A 20,906-nucleotide genomic window follows, 5' to 3' on the forward strand; every position below is an offset into this window, starting at 1 on the left:
GGTTTTACAGATGCACAACGGCCAGGTCGAGGCGCCCGTAGTCGTTATCGCTGTGGTCGTTGCGGGGCGGAACATGGTGGGTTTTCATCACCTGATCGCCTTGCAGCGTTTCGAGGTGGATATCGAACCCCCACAGCCGGTGCAGGTGCTTGAGGACCTCCTCGGTTGACTCTCCCAACGGTTTACGGTCGTGCTGCTGGTGGCGCAGGGTCAGCGAGCGATCGCCGCGCACGTCGATGCTGTAGATCTGCACGTTGGGTTCGCGGTTGCCCAGGTTGTACTGCGCCGCCAGGGTTTCGCGGATGGTGCGGTAACCCGGTTCGTCATGGATCGCCGGTACCAGCAGATCGTCCTTGAGGTCGTCATCCATGATGCTGAACAACTTGAGGTCACGAATCACCTGGGGAGACAGGTACTGCAGGATGAAGCTCTCATCCTTGAAGCTGCTCATGGCGAACTTGATGGTGGACAGCCAATCGCTGCCGGCGATGTCGGGGAACCAGCGGCGGTCTTCTTCGGTGGGGTGTTCGCACATGCGCCGGATGTCCCGGTACATGGCAAAACCCAGGGCATACGGGTTGATACCGCTGTAGTAGGGGCTGTCGAAGCCCGGCTGGAACACCACGCTGGTGTGGGACGTCAGGAACTCCATCATGAAGCCGTCGGTGACCAGGCCTTCGTCGTACAGGTCGTTCATCAGGGTGTAGTGCCAGAACGTGGCCCAGCCCTCGTTCATCACCTGGGTCTGGCGCTGTGGATAGAAGTACTGGGCAATCTTGCGCACGATCCGCACGATTTCCCGCTGCCAGGGCTCCAGCAACGGCGCGTGTTTTTCGAGGAAATACAGGATGTTTTCCTGGGGTTCGGCGGGAAAGCGCGCATTGTCCTTGTCGCTGTTCTTGCCGGCGCGTTTGGGAATGGTGCGCCACAGGTCGTTGATCTGCTTTTGCAGGTGCTCTTCCCGGTCCTTCTGGCGCAGGCGTTCTTCTTCGGCGGAGATCGGGTAAGGGCGCTTGTAGCGGTCGACGCCGTAGTTCATCAGGGCGTGGCAGGAATCCAGCAGGTCTTCCACCGCATCGATGCCGTGGCGCTCCTCGCACTGCATGATGTACTGCTTGGCGAACACCAGGTAATCGATGATCGAGCTGGCATCGGTCCAGGTGCGAAACAGGTAGTTGCCCTTGAAAAAGCTGTTATGCCCGTAGCACGCGTGGGCTACCACCAGCGCTTGCATGCAGATGGTGTTTTCTTCCATCAGGTAGGCGATGCATGGGTCGGAGTTGATGACGATTTCGTAGGCCAGGCCCATCTGGCCGCGGGTGTAGGACTTTTCAGTGCTGAGGAAGTGTTTGCCGTAGGACCAGTGGTGATAGCCCAAGGGCATGCCCACGGACGCATAGGCGTCCATCATCTGTTCGGCGGTGATCACTTCGATCTGGTTGGGGTAAGTATCCAGGGCGTAACCCGCCGCGATGCGGCTGATTTCCCGGTCATAGGCCTGGATCAGTTCGAAGGTCCATTCGGACCCCGTGGATATGGGTTGGCGCTTATGCTCTTTGGCGGTCATGTCACTAACCTGCGCTGGAAGAGTTCACGGAAGACCGGGTAGATATCGCCGGCCGAGACCAATTGTTGCTGGGCGAAGGTGTCAGCGAAGGCTTCGCTGATGCGCTCGTATTCGAACCACAGTGCCTGATGCTCGCGCGGGGTGATTTCGACGTAGGTGTAGTACTGCACGAACGGCATGATCTGGTTGATCAGGATGTCGCGGCAGATCGGCGAATCGTCGTTCCAGTTGTCGCCGTCGGAAGCCTGGGCGGCGTAGATGTTCCACTCGTTGGCCGGGTAACGCTCGGCCATGATCTCCTGCATCAGCTTCAAGGCGCTGGAAACGATGGTGCCGCCGGTTTCCCGCGAGTAGAAGAACTCCTCTTCGTCGACTTCCCGGGCGCTGGTGTGATGGCGAATGAACACCACATCGATCTTGTCGTAGTTACGCTTGAGGAACAGGTACAGCAGGATGAAGAAGCGCTTTGCGATGTCCTTGGTCGCCTGGGTCATGGAGCCGGACACGTCCATCAGGCAGAACATCACGGCCTTCGAGCTGGGGTTGGGTTGCTTGACCAGCAGGTTGTACTTCAGGTCGAAGGTGTCGAGAAACGGCACGCGGTGAATCCGTGCGCTGAGTTTGGCGATTTCGGCCTCGATTTCCTGAATATCGCCGAAGTTGTCCGGTTCTTCGCGTTTCAGGCGTTCCAGTTCGGCTTTGGCATCCCGCAGTTTCGCCCGGCTGCTGCCAGACAGGGCGATACGTCGCGCATGGGCCGAGCGCAGGGTGCGGATGATGTTGATCCGTGACGGGTTGCCTTCGTTGCTGATGCCGGCACGTACGGTTTTGAAGGTGTCGGTACCGGTCAGATTGCGTTTGACCAGGTTGGGCAGTTCCAGGTCTTCGAACATGAACTCCAGGAACTCTTCCTGGGTGATCTGAAACACGAATTCATCCATGCCTTCGCCAGAGTTGCCGGCCTTGCCCGGGCCTTTGCCGCCCGCGCCGCCTTGGGGGCGCTGGATATGTTCGCCGCTGGTGAATTCCTTGTTGCCGGGGTGCACGACAGTCTGTTTGCCGCCCCGGCCGTGGTGCAGCACCGGTTCATCGATGTCACGTCCGGGAATGCTGATCTGTTCGCCATGCTCCATGTCGGTGATGGAGCGGCGGCTGACGGCCTCTTCGACGGCCTTTTTGATGTGGTCACGGTAACGCCGCAGGAAACGCTGGCGGTTTACCGTGCTCTTGTTCTTGCCATTGAGACGTCGGTCGATCACATAGCTCATGTGGGAGCCCTCCGGGCAGCTTCAAGTTACAAGCTTCAAGCGGCAAGCTGGAAGCTTAAAGACAAGCGGTCGATTGCCAGGCTGTCCGGCGTACCGGGAGCCTGGCCTCTCACGCTTGTCGCTGCCTTACTGCGATTTGCGAACCCGCAGGTACCACTCGGAGAGCAGTCGTACCTGTTTGTCGGTGTAGCCACGCTCGACCATTCGAGTGACGAAGTCGTTGTGTTTTTGCTGATCCTCCTTGCTGGCCTTGGCGTTGAAGCTGATGACCGGCAGCAGATCCTCGGTGTTGGAGAACATTTTCTTCTCGATGACCACCCGCAGCTTCTCGTAGCTGAGCCAGGTAGGGTTCTTGCCGTTGTTGTTGGCCCGGGCGCGCAGCACAAAGTTGACGATTTCGTTGCGGAAATCCTTCGGATTGCTGATGCCGGCGGGTTTTTCGATCTTTTCCAGCTCCTCGTTGAGGGCCACGCGGTTGAGGATTTCGCCGGTTTCCGGGTCGCGGTATTCCTGGTCCTGAATCCAGAAGTCTGCGTACAGCACGTAGCGGTCGAAGATGTTCTGGCCGTATTCGCTGTAGGACTCCAGGTACGCGGTCTGGATTTCCTTGCCGATGAACTCGATGTAGCGCGGAGCCAGGTATTCCTTGAGGAAGCGCAGGTAGCGCTCGCGGGTTTCAGCCTGGAACTGTTCCTGTTCGATCTGCTGTTCCAGCACGTAAAGCAGGTGTACCGGGTTGGCGGCGATTTCATGCGGGTCGAAGTTGAAGACCTTGGACAGGATCTTGAACGCAAAGCGTGTCGACAGGCCGTTCATGCCTTCATCCACGCCCGCGGTGTCGCGGTATTCCTGGATCGACTTGGCCTTCGGATCGGTGTCCTTGAGGTTTTCGCCGTCGTATACCCGCATCTTCGAGTAGATGTTGGAGTTTTCCGGCTCCTTGAGGCGCGACAGGACGGTGAACTGGGCAAGCATCTTCAGGGTGTCAGGCGCGCAATGGGCCTTGGCCAGGGAGCTGTTGAACAGCAGTTTGTCGTAAATCTTGATTTCATCGCTGACCCGCAGGCAGTACGGCACCTTGACGATGTAGATCCGGTCGATGAAGGCTTCGTTGTTCTTGTTGTTGCGGAAGGTGTGCCATTCCGATTCGTTGGAGTGGGCCAGCAGGATCCCGGTAAACGGAATCGCCCCCAGGCCCTCGGTGCTGTTGTAGTTACCTTCCTGTGTGGCGGTGAGCAGTGGGTGCAGCACCTTGATAGGGGCCTTGAACATCTCCACGAATTCCATCAGGCCCTGGTTGGCCCGGCACAGTGCGCCCGAGTAGCTGTACGCGTCGGCGTCGTTCTGCGGGAATTCTTCCAGTTTGCGGATATCGACCTTACCCACCAGCGCCGAGATGTCCTGGTTGTTTTCGTCACCCGGTTCGGTCTTGGCCACGGCAATCTGGTTGAGGATCGATGGATAGAGCTTCACCACCCGGAATTGGCTGATGTCGCCGCCAAACTCGGCCAGGCGCTTGGTCGCCCAGGGCGACATGATGGTGTTGAGGTAGCGTCGCGGAATGCCGAAGTCTTCTTCGAGGATCGCGCCATCTTCCGTGGCGTTGAACAGCCCCAGAGGCGACTCGAACACCGGCGAGCCCTTGATGGCGTAGAACGGCACCTTCTCGATCAGTTGTTTGAGTTTCTCGGCCAGGGACGACTTGCCGCCGCCGACGGGACCGAGCAGGTAGAGGATCTGTTTCTTCTCTTCCAGGCCTTGGGCGGCATGGCGGAAATACGAGACGATCTGGTCAATGCATTCTTCCATGCCGTGGAAGTCTTCAAAGGCCGGGTAGCGGCGGATCACCTTGTTCGAGAAAATTCGCGACAGGCGCGAATTGGCTGCGGTGTCTACCAGCTCCGGCTCGCCGATCGCCAGTAGCAGGCGTTCAGCGGCAGACGCGTAGGCGCTGCGGTCCTTTTTGCACAGTTCGAGATACTCCTGAAGCGAGAGCTCTTCCTGGCGGGTGGACTCGAAGCGTTGTTGGAAGTGGCTAAAAATACTCATGACGTCGTCACCTCGCTCGATACGTGGAGCCGACGCCGGATCAATCAGTCGATGCTGGCAGTCATTGGTGGACACCAATGGCCGTTTTCCCCCCAGAACACCCTGAAACGCTACCGATGACCCGCACGCCGGTGTACCGGCTCTCCCCTGTTTTGGATGGCCTGCGCTTAAGGATAGTTCGGAATCAGGGAGGTCAAGGCGCGATACGAAATTAGTTTGGCTGCGCCGTTCGTCAGAAACGGCGCTAGGCCAAGCGTCACGCGGGATAGAGAGGTTTGAAAAAAATTATTGCGCGTCGCCTGCGGCAATTTCTGCAGGATAGGTCGCACGCCATAGCTCAAAGCCACCGTCCAGGCTGTAGACGTCGGAGAAGCCCTGGCTGACCAGATAGGCCGCCGCGCTTTGGCTGGAGTTGCCGTGGTAGCACGCCACAATCACCGGCGCGTCGAGGTCGGCGGCCCGGATGAAGTCGGCGATGTTGTGGTTGTCCAGGTGTTGGGCGCCAGTGATGTGGCCGGCGATGTAGGTCGGCTGGTCGCGGATGTCGACCACCACGGCGCCTTGCTCGCGCAGGGCCTGGGCTTGTTCGGGCGGGATACGTTTGAATTCAGTCATGGCGGGCTCCTTTTGGCCTGTATGAAAGCGCGGTTCAGCGCTTTGCCGTGGCCTGCAGTTGTTCGGGGATCGGGGCGTCGCACTGGCAGCTGGAACGCTCGCCAGTGTCGATGTTCATCAGGGTCATGGCGCCGCCCCACACGCAACCGGTGTCGAGGGCGAACACGCCCGGTTCATCACATTTGCCTTCCAGGGCTGCCCAGTGGCCGAAGATGATCTTCGTGTCACGGGTCTTGCGCTCCTTGTGAGCGAACCAGGGTTTGTAGCCGGGCAGGGCAGTGTCGGCGCCTTCCTTGCTCTTGAGGTCCAGCTTGCCTTCGGCGGTGCAGAAGCGCATGCGGGTGAAGTAGTTGGTGATCACCCGCAGGCGGGCGACGCCGGTGAGTTCGTTATCCCACTTCACGGGATCGTTGCCGTACATGCCGTCCAGATAAGCTGTGTACAGGTTGTCGTCGGCCAGGGCAGCTTCGACTTCGCCTGCGCACTTCAGGGCTTTCTTCAGCGTCCACTGTGGCGGAATGCCGGCATGCACCAGCGCCATGTCGCGGCTTTCGTCGTAGTGCATGATTTTTTGCCGGCGCAACCAGTCAAGCAACTCGGCGCGGTCCGGCGCCTCGAGGATTTCCCGCAGGGTGTCGCCCTTTTTCAGGCGCTCGATGTTATTGCCGGCCGCCAGCAGGTGCAGGTCATGGTTGCCCAGCACGCACACCAGGGAATCGCGCATGCCATAAAGGAAGCGCAGGGTCTCCAGGGATTGCGGGCCACGGTTGACCAGGTCGCCCACGAGCCACAGGCGATCCTTGGCCGGGTCGAAGGCCACACGGTCGAGCAGGCATTTGAGCGGTTCCAGACAGCCTTGCAGGTCGCCGACAGCGTACGTCGCCATCAGTGCAGGGCTCCCGGCACTGCCAGGCGGAACGGGGCGATGATGGCGTCGAAGTGTTTACCGTCGTCGGCGAGCATCTGGTAGCTGCCTTGCATATTGCCGACGCGGGAGGTCATGACGGTGCCACTGCTGTAGGTGTGGCTCTTGCCGGGGGCGATCAGCGGTTGTTGGCCGACCACGCCGGCGCCGCGTACTTCCTCGACCTGGCCGTCACCGTCGGTGATGACCCAGTGGCGCGACAGCAGCTTGGCGGGCAGTTCACCGTTGTTTTGCACCGTAATGGTGTAGGCGAACGCAAAACGGTTCTGCTCGGGTTGCGATTGTTCCGCCAGAAAGCGGGTGACGACGCTGACGTCGATCTGATAACGAGGATCGGACATGCAAGAGGCCTTAAAAGCAAAAGCGGGGGAACAGCGGATGCTGGTCAGTCTAGGCCAACTGATGGGCACTAGGCCAGACATGCTGTCTGGCCGTGCCCGACTTTGCTTTATTCAGCCGCTGGCGCTGGCTGAATGGCGAGCTGATCAGCCAGGCGCACGAAGGCGGCCAGGTCCAGTTGCTCGGGGCGCAGGCTGCCGTCGACGCCGGCGGCTTCGATTTCGGCGTTGCTGAGCAAGGCCTTGAGCGTATTGCGCAGGGTCTTGCGGCGTTGGTTGAACGCTTCGCGCACCACGCGCTCCAGCAATTTGTGATCTTTGGCCGGGTGCGGCAACACCGCGTGAGGCACCAGGCGCACGATGGCGGAGTCGACCTTCGGTGGCGGGTTGAATGCGCCAGGGCCAACGTTGAATAGATGCTCAACCCGGCAATGGTACTGAACCATGATCGACAGACGACCCCAGTCACCACCGCCAGGGCCCGCAGCCAGACGCTCGACCACTTCCTTTTGCAGCATGAAGTGCATGTCGCGGATGATGCCGGCGTTGTTCAGCAGGTGAAAAATCAGCGGGGTGGAGATGTTGTACGGCAGGTTGCCGACCACCCGCAGGCTGTTGGGCGCGGCGTTGAGGCTGTTGAAGTCGAACTTCAGCGCATCGCCCTGATGCAGGTTGAAGTTGGGCATGCCGGCAAATTGCTGGTTGAGGATCGGGATCAGGTCCTTGTCCAGCTCAACCACGTCCAGCTGGCCGCCGCTCTTCAGCAGGCCTTGGGTAAGGGCGCCCTGGCCCGGGCCGATTTCTAGCAGGCGGTCTTCGGGCTTGGCGTGAATGGAGCGCAGGATGCGATCAATCACGCCAGCGTCGTGCAGGAAGTTTTGCCCGAAGCGCTTGCGCGCCCGGTGTTGGTAATGCTCGGTCATATACGGGTCTCGGCCATCTGATAGGCGGTTTCCAGGGCCACGTGCAGGCTGCCGGTATCGATCTTGCCGCTGCCGGCGAGGTCCAGGGCGGTGCCATGGTCGACGGAGGTGCGGATGATCGGCAGGCCCAGTGTCACGTTGACCGCAGCGCCGAAGCCTTTGTACTTCAGCACGGGCAGCCCCTGGTCATGGTACATCGCCAGCACTGCATCGCAGTGCTCCAGATATTTGGGGGTAAACAGAGTGTCGGCAGGCAATGGGCCGCGCAGGTCCATGCCCTCAAGGCGCAGACGCTCCAGGGTTGGTTCGATGATGTCGATTTCTTCATGGCCCAGGTGGCCACCTTCACCGGCGTGGGGGTTGAGCCCGCAGACCAGGATGCGTGGGTGGGCGATGCCGAATTTCTGTTGCAGGTCGGCGTGCAGGATGCGTGTGACACGCTCCAGTCGCTCGGGGGTAATGGCGTCGGCAATCTCGCGCAGGGGCAGGTGAGTGGTCACCAGTGCCACCCGCAGGTCGCCCGTTGCCAGCATCATCACCACTTGTTCGGTATGGGTCAGCTCAGCGAGGAATTCGGTATGGCCGGAAAAGGCGATGCCCGATTCGTTGATCACGCCCTTGTGCACGGGGGCGGTGATCATCCCGGCGAAATCCCCGTCGATGCAGCCTTGGCCAGCCCGTGTCAGGGTTTCCAGGACGAAGGCCGCGTTGGCCTTGTCCAGCTGCCCGGCAACGACCTTGGTCGCCAGCGGGGTATCCCATACGTACAGGCTGTTGGCCGGCGCCGGCAGATCAGGCCAGTTGCCCGGGCCTACCGACAGCAGATCGACAACCACACCCAGCTGCGCGGCCCGCTCAAGGAGCAGGTCGCGGCTGGTAATGGCAATCAGGGGGTGTGGCTGGGGGCGAGGCGAGCAGCAGGCACAGGTCAGGACCAATGCCGGCCGGCTCGCCGGGTGTCAATGCGAAACGCTTGGGTTTCACTGGGCTGCCTGGTCGGTGCCTGTTTGGTCGGCACCAGGAAGCTTGTTCTCTACGTAGGCTTCGTCACGGATCTGACGCAACCAGGTCTGCAGCTCTTCATCGTACTTACGGTTACGCAGTACGGTCAGGGCTTGTTGCTCGCGGGCCTGGGCGGTGTTGTCAGTGGCGCGACGGCCAAGGACTTCCAGCACATGCCAGCCGTATTGGGTCTTGAACGGCTTGGACAGTACGCCTTGCGGAGTCTTGGCCATGACGTCCTGGAACTCTGGAACCAGTGCCTTCGGATCGATCCAGTTCAAATCGCCGCCGTTAAGCGCCGAACCCGGGTCTTCGGAGTAGCTCTTGGCCAGTTCGCCGAAGTCTTCGCCCGCTTCGATGCGGTCATAGAGCTTCTGCGCCAGTTCCTTGGTTTGTGCTTCGGTACGGATCTCGCTTGGCTTGACCAGGATGTGACGAACGTGAACTTCGTCCTTCATCTGGGCTTCTTCGCCACCGCGCTTGCCGAGCAACTTGAGGATGATGAAACCGCCCGGCGTACGGGCCGGTTGGGTGATGCCACCGACTTCCATGGCGCTCAGCTCGCGGTCGAACGGAGGTGGCAGTTGCGCGGCTTTACGCCAGCCCATGTCACCGCCTTCGAGGGCGTTATCGCTGCCGGACTGGGCAATAGCCATCTGCGCAAAGTCAGCACCTTGCTTGAGACGGTCATAGATAGCCTGGGTTTTCGCCGCTGCAGCATTGAGCTGTTCGGCATTCGCGCTGTCTGGCGTAGGGATCAGGATATTGGCCAGGTGCAGCTCTTCGGAAAGCTGCATCTTGCCGAGGTCAGAGGCCAGGAAGTTCTTCACTTCCTGCTCGGATACCTGAACCCGCTCGGCCACACGACGCTGACGCACACGGCTGATGATCATTTCGCGACGAATCTGGTCACGGGCGTCCTCATAGGACAGGCCGTCGTGAGCCAGGGCGGCGCGGAACTGATCAACACTCATGTTGTTGCGCTGGGCGATGGTGCCGACAGCCTGGTTCAATTCTTCGTCGCTGATACGGATACCGGAACGATCGCCGATCTGCAGTTGCAGGTTTTCAACGATCAGGCGCTCAAGCACCTGTTGGTCCAGCACGCTGGTAGGGGGGACGCCGCCGCCACGTTTGGCGATGGTTTGCTGAACTTCCTTGACCCGTTGGTCCAGTTGGCTCTGCATGATCACGTCGTTATCGACGATGGCCACTACCTTGTCCAGCGGTTGAACCGCCGCGTGAGCGGCGGCAGTACCCAGGAACAGCGCGCCCAGCATCAGCGGGCGCAGACAATCAGAAAGCTTGGTCTTCACGTTCACGATAACCTTCAATGCCTTTGTCGAGGAAGCTCTCTACCTTGGCGCCGGTCAGGCCGCCGAGTCCTTTAAGGACGACTTGGAAGAAGAGCCCGTGGTCACCCTTTTCGTTCAGCGGGGCGATCTGGCTGTATTCGTCGTTGGAAACCCAGTAACGGTTGATGACGCGCAGTTTCCAGCAGCAGTTGTCGTACTCGAAACCACCGAAGGCTTCCAGGGTACGGTTGCGGGCATAGTCATACTGCCAGCGGGTGATCAGGTTCCACTGGGGAACGATCGGCCACATCATCGAGAAGTCGTGTTGCTGGATTTTGTAGTAATCCTTCACGAAGTTCGGGTCGCCTGGCTGCCCGTAGTCGCCACCGAACTGCCATTTGCCGGTCAGCTGGTTGTACACCACCTGGTCGTTGCGATAGCGGTAGCCGACGTTGATAACCTTGTTCGGGTTGTCTTCCGGCTGATAGTGGAACATCGCGCTGCCGGAGCGTGGGCTGTGACTTTCGGTGTCCCAGTTGTAATCGGCGGTTGCACGCCAGTCGCGGTTGAAGCGGAACTCGTAGTCCAGGGCGATAGGCGATACGTCCGACTGTGCGTCTGCACGATCAGCTGCGAGGATGCCAGGCAGTTGAACTTCACGATCCTTGAAATACAACGCCTGGCCAACGCTGACGCGTTGACGTTCAAAGCCATTGTCTTCGATCCAGCGGCTGGTCACGCCCAAGGACAGTTTGTTCTCGTCACCTATACGGTCAGAGCCGCTGAAGCGATTGTCGCGGAACAGTGAGGCGTAGCTGAACGAGTATTCGCTGGTATCGAATACCGGGATATCGCTCTGGTCCTTGTTCGGTACGTACAAGTAGTACGCACGAGGTTCCAGGGTTTGACGATAGTCTTTGCCGAACCAGTTGGTGGTGCGGTCGAAGTAAAGGCCACTGTCGATACTGGCAATCGGAACTGCACGGTCTTGTGAGCTTTTAAACTCATCGCCGGCAGCTAGACTGTTTTTACCGATAGAGTCGAGGTCGAGATCGTATTTGGTATAGACGTATTTAAGCTTCGGCGTAACAAAACCATAGGTCCAGTTTATTGGGTAGTCGACAGCTGGAGCAACGTTAAGGCGAGTACCGTTTGCACGGGTCAGGCCTGTCACGAAAGTGTCCAGTCGATTTGTCGTCAAGCCATTTTCATCTGTGAACGTTCCGTTTTGCAAATCACGTTCGAACCGGACAGCTTCGGTTTCGTAAGTAAAGTTCAGCCCGCCCGGATGGTAAGGCAGTGCGCCATTAAAGGTGATCTGTGGCAAGCGGTCATACGGCGTGATCTGGGAGATCGTTGCCAGCTGGTACGCCTGCAGGTTCAGCTTCGCCTGGAAGGTATCACCGCGATAGGTCACCGAACCCTGCTGGTTCACGTAGTCCTGGGTCTTGATCCCTTCCTGATAGGACTTCAGATCCTGGAAGTAATAAGGATCGCTGATGTTGGTGTAGTCGACTTGGGTCAGTACACGCGAATCCAGCCCACCCTTGTGCTGCCAATTGAGCATGTAGCGGGTTTTTTCGTAGTCGGTCTGGAGCTTGCGCTCGTCGCTATCGTCGTTCAGGTACGCGCCGCCGAACTGGCCTTCGCTGGACTTGGTGAGGTAGCGGAACTCGCCTTCCATCAACAGGCCGCGCTTGGTCATGTATTGCGGGTACAACGTGGCGTCGTAGTTCGGCGCCAGGTTGAAGTAGTACGGCGTAACCAACGTGAAGCCAGTCTCGCCGCCGGTGCTGAAGCTCGGCGGCAGGAAGCCGGATTGACGACGGTTGTCGATCGGGAAATAGATGTACGGGGTGTAAAGGATCGGAATGTCCTTCACGCGCAACGTCACGTTGGTCGCGGTACCGAAACCGGTAGCCGGGTTGAGCGTGATGTTGTTGCCCTTGAGCTGCCAGGCGTTGCTGTTCGGCTCACAGGTGGTGTACGTACCGTCCTTGAGACGGATGATCGCGTTCTCTGCACGCTTGGCGTACAGCGCGTTGCCGCGGATGCGCGATTTGTGCATCACGTATTCGGCGTTGTCGACCTTGGCGGCGCCGGTGTCCAGTTGGACTTCGGCGTGGTCGCCCACCAGCAGGGCGCCGTTGTCGCGCAGACGGACGTTGCCGTTCAGCTCGCCACGGTTCTCGGCCTGGTACAGGTTGGCCTCGTCGGCCTCGACCTGCATGCTGCCCTGGCGCATGACGACGTCACCGGCCAGGGAGGCAATCTGTTGTTCCTGCTCGTAACGAGAGGCCTTGGCACCGATGAAGGTCGGTGCGTCGCTCTTGTTCGTCTTGTCGTTCATGCCAGGACGAATCGGCTCGATGTACGCGCCGGAGCAATACGGGCCGGTTTCGGCCAGTTGCGCCGCGGTGAGCTTCTCGCGAGGGACCCAGTCCAGGTGGCTGTAGTCGGCGCTGCGCGAACGCAGGCCCCGGCCCTTGGCTTCGGTGACCAGTGCGGTCTGCGGCACGGCTTCGGCACCACCGGCAGACTCGCCTTGCGGCGTGCCGCTGGCGGAGCTGACGGCGCTGCCGTCATGCACCGGGCGTGGTGGCAGCGGGGCTGCGGCCGTCTTCGGCGCGCAATCCCAGGCACCCGAAGCAGAGACTGAGCAGTCATACTGTTCCGCGGCGACCACGAATGAGGTGGCGAAAGGTTGCATGGCCAGCAGACTGCCGGTTACCAGCAACGGAAATTTTCTACGAAACGCGGGGGATTTCAATGCCATCTTATTAGTCCGGGCTTCCTGCGTGCCATCTGCCCGCGGTGTGGGCCGCACGCCTCTCGATGGTCTGAAAAAGATGCGTGATAATAAAGCATGACCCGCTTGACGGCTAGCGCCGTCGGAGACCCTTGTAATGCCCGACCAAGATCTACGTTTGCAACAGCTGCAAGTCTGGCTTGATGAGCAATTGCCTCGCCTTTTTACCGCTCAGGGTTGGGGTGTCGTACCCCCGGCCACGTTGACTGCGGCCAGCAGTGACGCGAGTTTCAGGCGTTACTTCCGATGGGATGGAGACGGTCGCAGTTTCGTCGTAATGGACGCTCCACCCCCCCAGGAAAACTGCAAACCTTTCGTCGATATCGCTCATTTGCTCGAACAATCGGGAATAAATGTTCCGAAAATTTATGCGCAAGATCTGCTTCGCGGCTTTCTTTTGCTGAGCGACCTGGGGAAAAAAACTTATTTAGACGTGATTGAGGCTGAAAATGCCGATCAATTGTTCGTCGATGCCATCGACGCCTTGCTGGCTTTCCAGCAATTGCCGATGGAGGCCCCGTTGCCCAGCTATGACGTTGCGCTGTTACGTCGAGAGCTGGAATTGTTTCCGGAGTGGTACGTTCGCCGTGAGCTGGGCATTGAGTTTGACGCCCGGCAACTTGCCCTGTGGCAGCGCGTGAGCGACCACCTGATCGACAGCGCCCTGGCCCAACCGAAGGTGCTGGTGCATCGCGACTATATGCCGCGCAACCTGATGATCAGCGAGCCAAACCCCGGCGTGCTGGATTTCCAGGATGCGGTCTACGGCCCGGTGACCTACGACATCACCTGCCTGTTCAAGGACGCATTCCTCAGCTGGCCCCAGGCTCGCGTGCGGGAATGGCAGCGCGGGTACTGGGAACGTGCCGGCGCGTTGGGCATCCCGGTGCAGGCGGACTTCGAGGAATTCCTGCGGGCCAGCGACCTGATGGGCGTGCAGCGTCACCTGAAGGTGATCGGGATCTTCGCGCGCATCTGCCATCGCGACGGCAAGCCGCGCTACCTGGCGGATGTGCCGCGCTTCTTTGCTTATATAGAGGCGGTGCTGGCGGACCGGCCAGAGCTGGGCGAACTGGGTGAGTTGCTGGCGAGCCTGCGCGTCGAGGCGGTCTTATGAAGGCCATGATCCTGGCCGCCGGCAGAGGTGAGCGGATGCGTCCGCTCACCTTGCACACGCCCAAGCCGCTGATCCAGGCCGGCGGCAAGCGCCTGATCGAGTATCACCTTGAGGCGCTGGCGAAAGCGGGCTTTACCGATATCGTCATCAACCATGCCTGGCTCGGCCAGCAGATTGAAGGCTACCTGGGTGACGGTTCCCAGTATGGCGTACGCATCCAGTACTCGGCCGAAGGCGAACCCCTGGAAACCGGTGGCGGGATTTTCAAAGCCTTGCCGCTGCTGGGGGACGAACCGTTCCTGGTGGTCAATGGCGATATCTGGACCGACTACGACTTCGCCAGCCTTGACCGGCCATTGAACGGCCTGGCCCACCTGGTGATGGTCGACAACCCGGCGCATCACCCGTCCGGCGGTGACTTCTACATAAAGGACGGTGCGCTTCATGATGCCGCCCCCGGTGCCGATAACCTGACCTTCAGTGGCATTTCCGTGCTCGACCCGAAGTTGTTCGCGGGTTGCAGTGCGGGTGCCTTCAAGCTGGCGCCGCTGCTGCGTGACGCCATGGCCAAAGGGTTGGTGACGGGGGAGCACATGAGTGGACGCTGGATCGATGTCGGGACGCTGGAGCGCCTGGCGCAAGTCGAAACCCTGCTGACAGCGGGGCACTAGGATGTTGTGGCCAGGGACTCTGATTGGAGCCGGGGCGGGCTTTGCCATTGCCAGCATTCCGGGGGCCATGTTGGGCGCACTGCTGGGCCAGGCGCTGGACCGGCGCCTGGAGCTGCAAAGCTGGGCGCAATTGCGTGAGCGCCTCGGCGGTCGGCCGGCGCTGCGTAACGATGAATTACTGTTCGTGTTGCTGGGCCGCCTGGCCAAGAGCAATGGCCGGGTAGTGGACGGGCATATCCAGCAGGCGCGTCAGGAAATGCGCTCGCTGGACATGGCCGAGCCGGCCCAGCGCCGCGCCATTGCCGCGTTCAATCGCGGCAAGTCCGGCTCGGACCGGGTGCGCAGTTATTTGGGCGTGCTCAAGGCCCAACCCCATGCAGCGGAAGGCGTGCTGCGTGCCTGTTGGCGCATGGCCTGGGCGGACGGCAAGGCCAGTACTGCCGAGCGCGAATTGATTGAGCAATGGGGCAAATGGTTGGGGTGGACGGTCCAGCAGATCCAGGCACTGGCCGCTGACTACGAGCCTGAGCGCAAGCCATTGGCCAATCGCGGTGGAGCGTATCAGGAAGCGCTGCGGATTCTGGGGGTGACCGCCACCACCGAGCCGTCAGTGATCAAGCGCGCGTACCGGCGCCTGCTCAGCCGGCATCACCCGGACAAGATTGCCGGCAGTGGCGCCAGCCCGGCCCAAGTGCGCGAGGCGACCGAACGTACCCGGGAGTTGCATAACGCCTATGCGCTGATTCGCGAACGGCGGGACTTTCGCTAAAGGTGGGAGCGGGCTTGCCTGCGATGCGGGCAACTCGGTCTCACTGATGCGCCGAGGTGATGCCATCGCAGGCAAGCCAGCTCCCACAGTTGGTCTTCATCCGTTTCAAAAACTGCGCTCAACTCCCGCTGGCTTGTGGGCTCAACCACCCGCGTACCCGCCGGTACAGTTGTTCTTGTCCGGCCGCGCTGTTATCGGGGAAGGCCTTCAGGGACACCTGCTTGTAGTTGTCATTCTTCAAGCGCTTGCTGGCCTGGGAACGTTCCAGGGCGGTTTTGCGCGCCTGCTCGCTGTCCTGATAGAACAGATCCGCCGTCGCCAGCTTCAGTTTGGGCGCCAGTTGTTGCAGGTCCGGTTCACGGCCCGCCGGCGTCTGCGCGGCCACCATGACGAATTTCTGCACCTGCGCCGGTTGTTTTTCACTCAGGTAACGCGCCGCCCACCATGCGCCGGTGCCGTGGCCGAGCAGCACAATGCTGCGGGCGTTCTGGGTCTGGGCGAAGGCGAGGGCGGCATCAATGCGCGCGAAGATTCGCGAGGCGTCAGTCTTGTCTTGTTCATCGCTGCCGGGAACCACGGCCGGGTCGGTGCCTTCGGCTTCAGCGCTGGCAGCTTGCTCAACGGGTTTGGCAACGGTGCTCGCGTCTTTGCTGCTGGTGTCCACCGCCGCTTTGGGTGATTCGATGACCCGTGGCGGCAGCGTGTCCAGGGTCAGGTCCGGCAGTGACAAGCTCAGGGTGCCCCAGGCGGCGTCCGGCAGTTTCTGGCGCAATGGCCCGATTGCTTGAGGCCAGTCAGCACTTTCGCCGTTGCCCGGGACGATAATCACCACGCCTTCAGGCTCGCCACTGTTGGCCGGCTTCCACAGGGCGAGGAAGGAGTCGCTGCCCGCCTGCAACTGTTGCTGCTCCTGTTGCGGGATTTGTCGCTCCAGGGCGTTGGCTTCTTCCTGGCTGCGTTCCGGCAAAGGCTGGCGCGCCACCGGTTTTTCCGGGGCGGGAGCGGGAGTGTCGGCGGCCTCGACACAAAAGGCGCTGGTAAACAGCAGCGACAGGCACAATGCTGGCAGTGCCGAGCGGTGGAGAAGTGGCATCGTTGATTTCCGGCCAGAAGTGATTCCGGCAGCCTAATGGGTTGGTCAGTGTTTGTCAGTGAGATGAGACGTGGATCATGGGTTTTCGCTACCTGTTGGTTATCGGCTGTTTATGCTTTCCCTTGATTGCGGGCGCGGTGCCTGCGCCTGCCACTCACCAGGCGCAGCTGGATGCCGGTCAGCGTGAATGGCTGGGGCAGCACCCGGACCTGCGGGTCGGCGTGGTGTTGCAGGCGCCTTATGCCCAATACGATCGGCGTTTGCAGCGGCTGTCCGGGGCCAACGTTGAGCTGATGCAATGGCTGGCCAAGGCGCTGGATATCGAGCTGACCTGGCGCAACTTCCCCAATCAGGAGCAACTGGAGGCGGCGGTGCGTGACGGCGAGGTCGACCTCGCCCCCGGCCTGCTGCAAACCCCGGCCGGTCTGCGCCTGTGGTTGTTCTCCGACCCGTATATGCGTGTGCCCCAGCACATCGTCGGGGTTCGCGATGGCGGCACGGCGGTTGACCTGGAGAAACTCGACGACCAATCCCGCGTCGCCGTGCGCATGCCCAGCGCGGTGGCGGATTACCTGCGCAGCACCTACCCGAGCCTCAACCTGCAAGGCGTGCCCATGGAGCGCCAGGCCCTGCAACTGCTGGTGAGCCAGCAAGCACGGTACGCGGTGGTGGATGAGGCGCAATTGAGCCGTTTGTCTGGCGAAACCGAGTTCGCCGGCCTCGCCGTGGTGGGCGACATCGGCCTGCCGCAGTTGCTGCGGGTGGCAACGCGACGCGACTGGCCGGAACTGGCCGACATCATGCAAAGCGCCTTGCGTGCGATTCCCGCCAGAGACCTGGACCAACTGCACACGCGCTGGCTGCAACCCAAATACCCGCGGGTGACCGAGTCCCCCGGCTTCTGGCAAAACCTCACCCTGTTGCTGGGGCTCTTGTTACTGGCCAGCCTGGCCGTGGTGTTCTGGCAGCGCCGCCAGCAACGCGGGCTGGAACACAACCTGCTGGCCGCCCGGGAAGAAAGCGCCGCCCGCGCCGCCGGTGCGGAAGCCTTGCGCCTGACGCAGTTCTCCATCGACCAAAGCACCGTCGGCATCCTGTGGGTCAATTGGGACAGCCATGTGCGCTACGCCAACCTGGCGGCAGAAACCATGCTCGGCTACGCCCCCGGCGCGTTGATCGAGCGGCCGCTGATCGAGTTCGACCCGACGCTGACCATGGACCGCTGGCTCAACTTGTGGAAGCGCGCCCGGGCCAGTGAAGACGGGCCGCAGAGTTTTGCGACCAGTTGCCTGCGCGCCGATGGCAGTGTGCTCCCAGCGGATGTGTCCCTGAGTTTCCTGCGCTTTGCCGAAGGCGAGTATTTGGTGGTCTACCTCAACGACGTCACCGAGCGCCGCCGGGCCCTCGCGGCCTTGCAGGAAAGTGAAGCGCGCCTGCAAGGGATTGCCGCCAACGTGCCGGGGCTGGTATTTCGCCTGGAGCGCTTGCCGCGCAGTGAAGCGATCGAATTCGCCTATATCAGCCAGGGCAGCGAGGGCCTGGTGGGTTACGCCCCCGAGGTGCTCAGCCACCCGGCCATGGGCATTCGCAGCCTGGTGCATCCCGATGATCGCGCCAGTTATCACCGCACCCAGGACCAGGCCATCGAGACCGAGAGCAACTGGGCCTGGCAGGGCCGCATCCTGACCCGCCTGGGCGAGCAGCGCTGGGCCGACATCAAGGCCGTGACCCGGCGCCTGGAAGACGGCGCCGTGGTGTGGGACGGGATTGTCTGGGACATCAGCGAGAGCAAGCGCATCGAACTGGAGCTGGATGCCTCCCGCGCGCAACTGCGTGAATTGTCTGCCCACCTGGAAACCGTGCGCGAGGAAGAAAAGGCCCGCATCGCCAGGGAAGTGCACGATGAGCTGGGGCAGATGCTCACCGTGCTCAAGCTGGAAACCTCGATGTGTGAGCTGAGCTACGCGCAACTGGACCCCGGCCTGCACGAGCGCCTGAACAGTATGAAGCGCCTGATTGCCCAGCTGTTCCAGCTGGTGCGCGATGTGGCGACTGCTTTGCGCCCGCCGATCCTGGATGCCGGGATTGCCTCGGCGATCGAGTGGCAGGCCCGGCGTTTCGAGGCCCGCACCCAGATTCCCTGCCTGGTGCAGGTGCCGGACAACCTGCCGGTGCTGAGCGACGCCAAGGCCATCGGCCTGTTCCGCATCCTGCAGGAGGCGCTGACCAATGTGATGCGCCATGCCCAGGCGCATACTGTCGAGCTGACACTGGTGGTGGAGGGTGCACACCTGCGGCTGACCATCAGCGACGATGGCGCAGGTTTTGTGCAGGCGCCCGGGCGCCCGGTGTCGTTTGGCCTGGTGGGCATGCGCGAGCGGGTGCTGATCATGGGCGGGCACCTGAGCCTGGACAGCGAAGTGGGCGAGGGCACCACCCTGAGCGTGACGGTGCCGCTGGATTGATAACCAAAAGAAGAGGACATCCACTGTGATCCGTGTACTGGTAGCTGAAGACCACACCATCGTTCGCGAAGGCATCAAGCAACTGATCGGCTTGGCCAAGGACCTGTTGGTGGTGGGCGAGGCGAGCAATGGCGAGCAGTTGCTGGAAACCCTGCGCCATGTGCCCTGCGAGGTCGTGTTGCTGGACATCTCGATGCCGGGCGTCAACGGCCTGGAAGCCATCCCGCGGATTCGTGCGCTGAACAATCCACCGGCGATCCTGGTGCTGTCGATGCACGACGAGGCGCAAATGGCCGCCCGCGCGCTGAAGGTCGGCGCTGCCGGTTATGCCACCAAGGACAGCGACCCGGCGCTGCTGTTGACGGCAATCCGCAAGGTCGCGGCGGGTGGGCGGTACATCGACCCGGACCTGGCAGACCGCATGGTCTTCGAAGTCGGCCTCACCGACTCCCGGCCCTTGCACTCGCTGCTGTCGGAGCGCGAGTTCTCGGTATTCGAGCGCCTGGCCCAGGGCGCCAACGTCAACGACATCGCCCAGCAGTTGGCGTTGAGCAGCAAGACCATCAGCACCCACAAGGCGCGCCTGATGCAAAAACTCAACATCACCTCCCTGGCGGAACTGGTGAAGTACGCCATGGAGCATAAGCTTCTATAGGCGCATACCTGTTTGCGACCACCCCGCGAGCACAACAAACCCATTCCTGCGACCTGTGGCTGTCGCACTGTCCCATCCCCGCCATCCGTGTAGGGCAATCCCTACCCCAAACCTTCCATATTGCTGATGCCATTCTCTCCGGGCCCCCGATTTGCGGGGCCTTGCGGTAGGACTACGCTTGTTCCATGGCAGTCCAAAACAAAAAGGTGCGGGTATGAGCGAGGTGGATTCAAATGATGTGCTGGTCAGCTTCCGTGGCGTGCAAAAGAGCTACGACGGCGAGAACCTGATCGTCAAAGACCTCAACCTGGAGATTCGCAAGGGCGAGTTCCTGACCTTGCTCGGGCCGTCCGGGTCGGGCAAGACCACCAGCCTGATGATGCTCGCCGGTTTTGAAACCCCTACCGCCGGCGAGATCCAGCTGGCCGGCCGCTCCATCAACAACGTGCCGCCCCACAAACGCGACATCGGCATGGTGTTCCAGAACTATGCGTTGTTCCCGCACATGACCGTTGCCGAGAACCTGGCGTTTCCGCTCTCGGTGCGCGGCCTGAGCAAGACCGACATCAGCGAGCGGGTCAAGCGCGTGCTGAGCATGGTGCAGCTCGATGCCTTCGCCCAGCGCTACCCGGCTCAACTCTCCGGCGGCCAGCAACAGCGTGTGGCCCTGGCCCGAGCGTTGGTATTTGAACCTCAGCTGGTGTTGATGGACGAACCCCTCGGTGCCCTCGACAAGCAGCTGCGCGAACACATGCAGATGGAGATCAAGCACCTGCACCAGCGCCTCGGCGTGACGGTGGTGTACGTGACCCACGACCAGGGCGAAGCGCTGACCATGTCCGACCGGGTGGCGGTATTTCACCAGGGCGAGATCCAGCAAATTGCCGCGCCGCGCACCCTGTACGAAGAACCGAAAAACACCTTCGTCGCCAACTTCATCGGTGAGAACAACCGCCTCAATGGCCGCCTGTACAGCCACACCGGCGACCGCTGCGTGGTCGAGCTGGCGCGCGGCGAGAAGGTCGAGGCACTGGCGGTGAACGTCGGCCAGGTCGGCGGCCCGGTGACCCTGTCGGTACGCCCGGAGCGCGTCAGCCTGAATGGCTCCAGCGAGAGCTGCGTCAACCGCTTCTCCGGGCGCGTGGCGGAATTTATCTACCTGGGCGACCACGTGCGGGTGCGCCTGGAAGTCTGCGGCAAGTCCGATTTTTTTGTGAAACAACCAATCGCCGAGCTGGACACAGCCCTGGCGGTCGGCGACGTGGTACCGATTGGCTGGCAAGTCGAGCACGTTCGCGCACTCGACCCACTTCTAGAGGCGAATTGATCGCCCCCTTGCTTCACC

The 20,906-nt window shown here is 61.2% G+C and carries 16 protein-coding genes and 1 pseudogene; 6 read left to right on the forward strand and 11 right to left on the reverse strand.

The window, feature by feature from the left end; translation table 11 throughout:
* Positions 1 to 4 precede the first annotated feature (4 nt).
* The 10 genes and pseudogenes from HKK54_RS13450 to HKK54_RS13495 all read right to left on the reverse strand — a co-directional run bounded on the left by HKK54_RS13450 (position 5) and on the right by HKK54_RS13495 (position 12,758).
* A complete protein-coding gene (locus HKK54_RS13450) occupies positions 5 to 1,567 on the reverse strand; it encodes a SpoVR family protein (protein WP_010167279.1) in 1,563 nt (520 codons plus the stop codon).
* The gene (locus HKK54_RS13455; RefSeq protein WP_003211000.1) at positions 1,564 to 2,835 is read right to left on the reverse strand and encodes a YeaH/YhbH family protein; all 1,272 of its coding nucleotides are present in this window, start codon (positions 2,833 to 2,835) and stop codon (positions 1,564 to 1,566) included. The genes HKK54_RS13450 and HKK54_RS13455 overlap by 4 nt, the downstream gene beginning before the upstream one ends.
* Before the next feature lie 126 nt (positions 2,836 to 2,961).
* A complete protein-coding gene (locus HKK54_RS13460; RefSeq protein ID WP_003210999.1) occupies positions 2,962 to 4,884 on the reverse strand; it encodes a PrkA family serine protein kinase in 1,923 nt (640 codons plus the stop codon).
* Between the two features lie 285 nt (positions 4,885 to 5,169).
* Positions 5,170 to 5,499, reverse strand: coding sequence for a thiosulfate sulfurtransferase GlpE (gene glpE / locus HKK54_RS13465; RefSeq protein WP_010167278.1), 330 nt, complete (start codon positions 5,497 to 5,499; stop codon positions 5,170 to 5,172).
* A gap of 34 nt (positions 5,500 to 5,533) precedes the next feature.
* Positions 5,534 to 6,385 carry a symmetrical bis(5'-nucleosyl)-tetraphosphatase gene (locus tag HKK54_RS13470; protein ID WP_010167277.1) on the reverse strand — a complete coding sequence of 284 codons (852 nt, stop codon included), beginning with the start codon at positions 6,383 to 6,385 and terminating at the stop codon, positions 5,534 to 5,536.
* Positions 6,385 to 6,765, reverse strand: coding sequence for a Co2+/Mg2+ efflux protein ApaG (gene apaG, locus HKK54_RS13475; RefSeq protein WP_003210996.1), 381 nt, complete (start codon positions 6,763 to 6,765; stop codon positions 6,385 to 6,387). Before apaG ends, HKK54_RS13470 begins: the two co-directional genes overlap by 1 nt.
* Before the next feature lie 107 nt (positions 6,766 to 6,872).
* A complete protein-coding gene (rsmA, locus tag HKK54_RS13480; RefSeq protein ID WP_169386994.1) occupies positions 6,873 to 7,685 on the reverse strand; it encodes a 16S rRNA (adenine(1518)-N(6)/adenine(1519)-N(6))-dimethyltransferase RsmA in 813 nt (270 codons plus the stop codon).
* Positions 7,682 to 8,669, reverse strand: a pseudogene (gene pdxA / locus HKK54_RS13485) (4-hydroxythreonine-4-phosphate dehydrogenase PdxA). Before pdxA ends, rsmA begins: the two are co-directional and overlap by 4 nt.
* Positions 8,666 to 10,003 carry a peptidylprolyl isomerase gene (locus tag HKK54_RS13490; RefSeq protein WP_442962323.1) on the reverse strand — a complete coding sequence of 446 codons (1,338 nt, stop codon included), beginning with the start codon at positions 10,001 to 10,003 and terminating at the stop codon, positions 8,666 to 8,668. The pseudogene pdxA and the gene HKK54_RS13490 overlap by 4 nt, the downstream one beginning before the upstream one ends.
* The gene (locus HKK54_RS13495; RefSeq protein WP_169386995.1) at positions 9,984 to 12,758 is read right to left on the reverse strand and encodes an LPS-assembly protein LptD; all 2,775 of its coding nucleotides are present in this window, start codon (positions 12,756 to 12,758) and stop codon (positions 9,984 to 9,986) included. Before HKK54_RS13495 ends, HKK54_RS13490 begins: the two co-directional genes overlap by 20 nt.
* A 130-nt stretch (positions 12,759 to 12,888) precedes the next feature.
* Between HKK54_RS13495 and HKK54_RS13500 the strand changes: the two genes are divergently transcribed.
* From HKK54_RS13500 to HKK54_RS13510, 3 genes are read left to right on the forward strand one after another with little or no spacing between them, the layout of a single operon-like run.
* Complete coding sequence (locus HKK54_RS13500) at positions 12,889 to 13,908, forward strand: aminoglycoside phosphotransferase family protein (protein ID WP_169386996.1); 1,020 nt, start codon at positions 12,889 to 12,891, stop codon at positions 13,906 to 13,908.
* Complete coding sequence (gene murU, locus HKK54_RS13505; protein WP_169386997.1) at positions 13,905 to 14,579, forward strand: N-acetylmuramate alpha-1-phosphate uridylyltransferase MurU; 675 nt, start codon at positions 13,905 to 13,907, stop codon at positions 14,577 to 14,579. The genes HKK54_RS13500 and murU overlap by 4 nt, the downstream gene beginning before the upstream one ends.
* Position 14,580: 1 nt before the next feature.
* On the forward strand, positions 14,581 to 15,348 hold the full coding sequence (locus HKK54_RS13510) for a TerB family tellurite resistance protein (protein ID WP_010167264.1): 768 nt from the start codon (positions 14,581 to 14,583) through the stop codon (positions 15,346 to 15,348).
* A 118-nt stretch (positions 15,349 to 15,466) separates the two neighbouring features.
* Here the strand turns inward: HKK54_RS13510 and HKK54_RS13515 are convergent, their stop codons facing one another.
* A complete protein-coding gene (locus HKK54_RS13515; protein WP_169386998.1) occupies positions 15,467 to 16,441 on the reverse strand; it encodes an alpha/beta hydrolase family protein in 975 nt (324 codons plus the stop codon).
* A gap of 77 nt (positions 16,442 to 16,518) precedes the next feature.
* Between HKK54_RS13515 and HKK54_RS13520 the strand changes: the two genes are divergently transcribed.
* From HKK54_RS13520 to HKK54_RS13530, 3 genes are all read left to right on the forward strand, one after another.
* Complete coding sequence (locus HKK54_RS13520) at positions 16,519 to 18,906, forward strand: PAS domain-containing sensor histidine kinase (protein ID WP_169386999.1); 2,388 nt, start codon at positions 16,519 to 16,521, stop codon at positions 18,904 to 18,906.
* A 25-nt stretch (positions 18,907 to 18,931) separates the two neighbouring features.
* The gene (locus HKK54_RS13525; protein ID WP_003210977.1) at positions 18,932 to 19,561 is read left to right on the forward strand and encodes a response regulator; all 630 of its coding nucleotides are present in this window, start codon (positions 18,932 to 18,934) and stop codon (positions 19,559 to 19,561) included.
* Between the two features lie 214 nt (positions 19,562 to 19,775).
* On the forward strand, positions 19,776 to 20,888 hold the full coding sequence (locus tag HKK54_RS13530; RefSeq protein ID WP_169387000.1) for an ABC transporter ATP-binding protein: 1,113 nt from the start codon (positions 19,776 to 19,778) through the stop codon (positions 20,886 to 20,888).
* Positions 20,889 to 20,906: the final 18 nt, after the last annotated feature.

Origin of the sequence: Pseudomonas sp. ADAK13 (assembly GCF_012935715.1) — a bacterium.
Lineage (GTDB): Bacteria > Pseudomonadota > Gammaproteobacteria > Pseudomonadales > Pseudomonadaceae > Aquipseudomonas.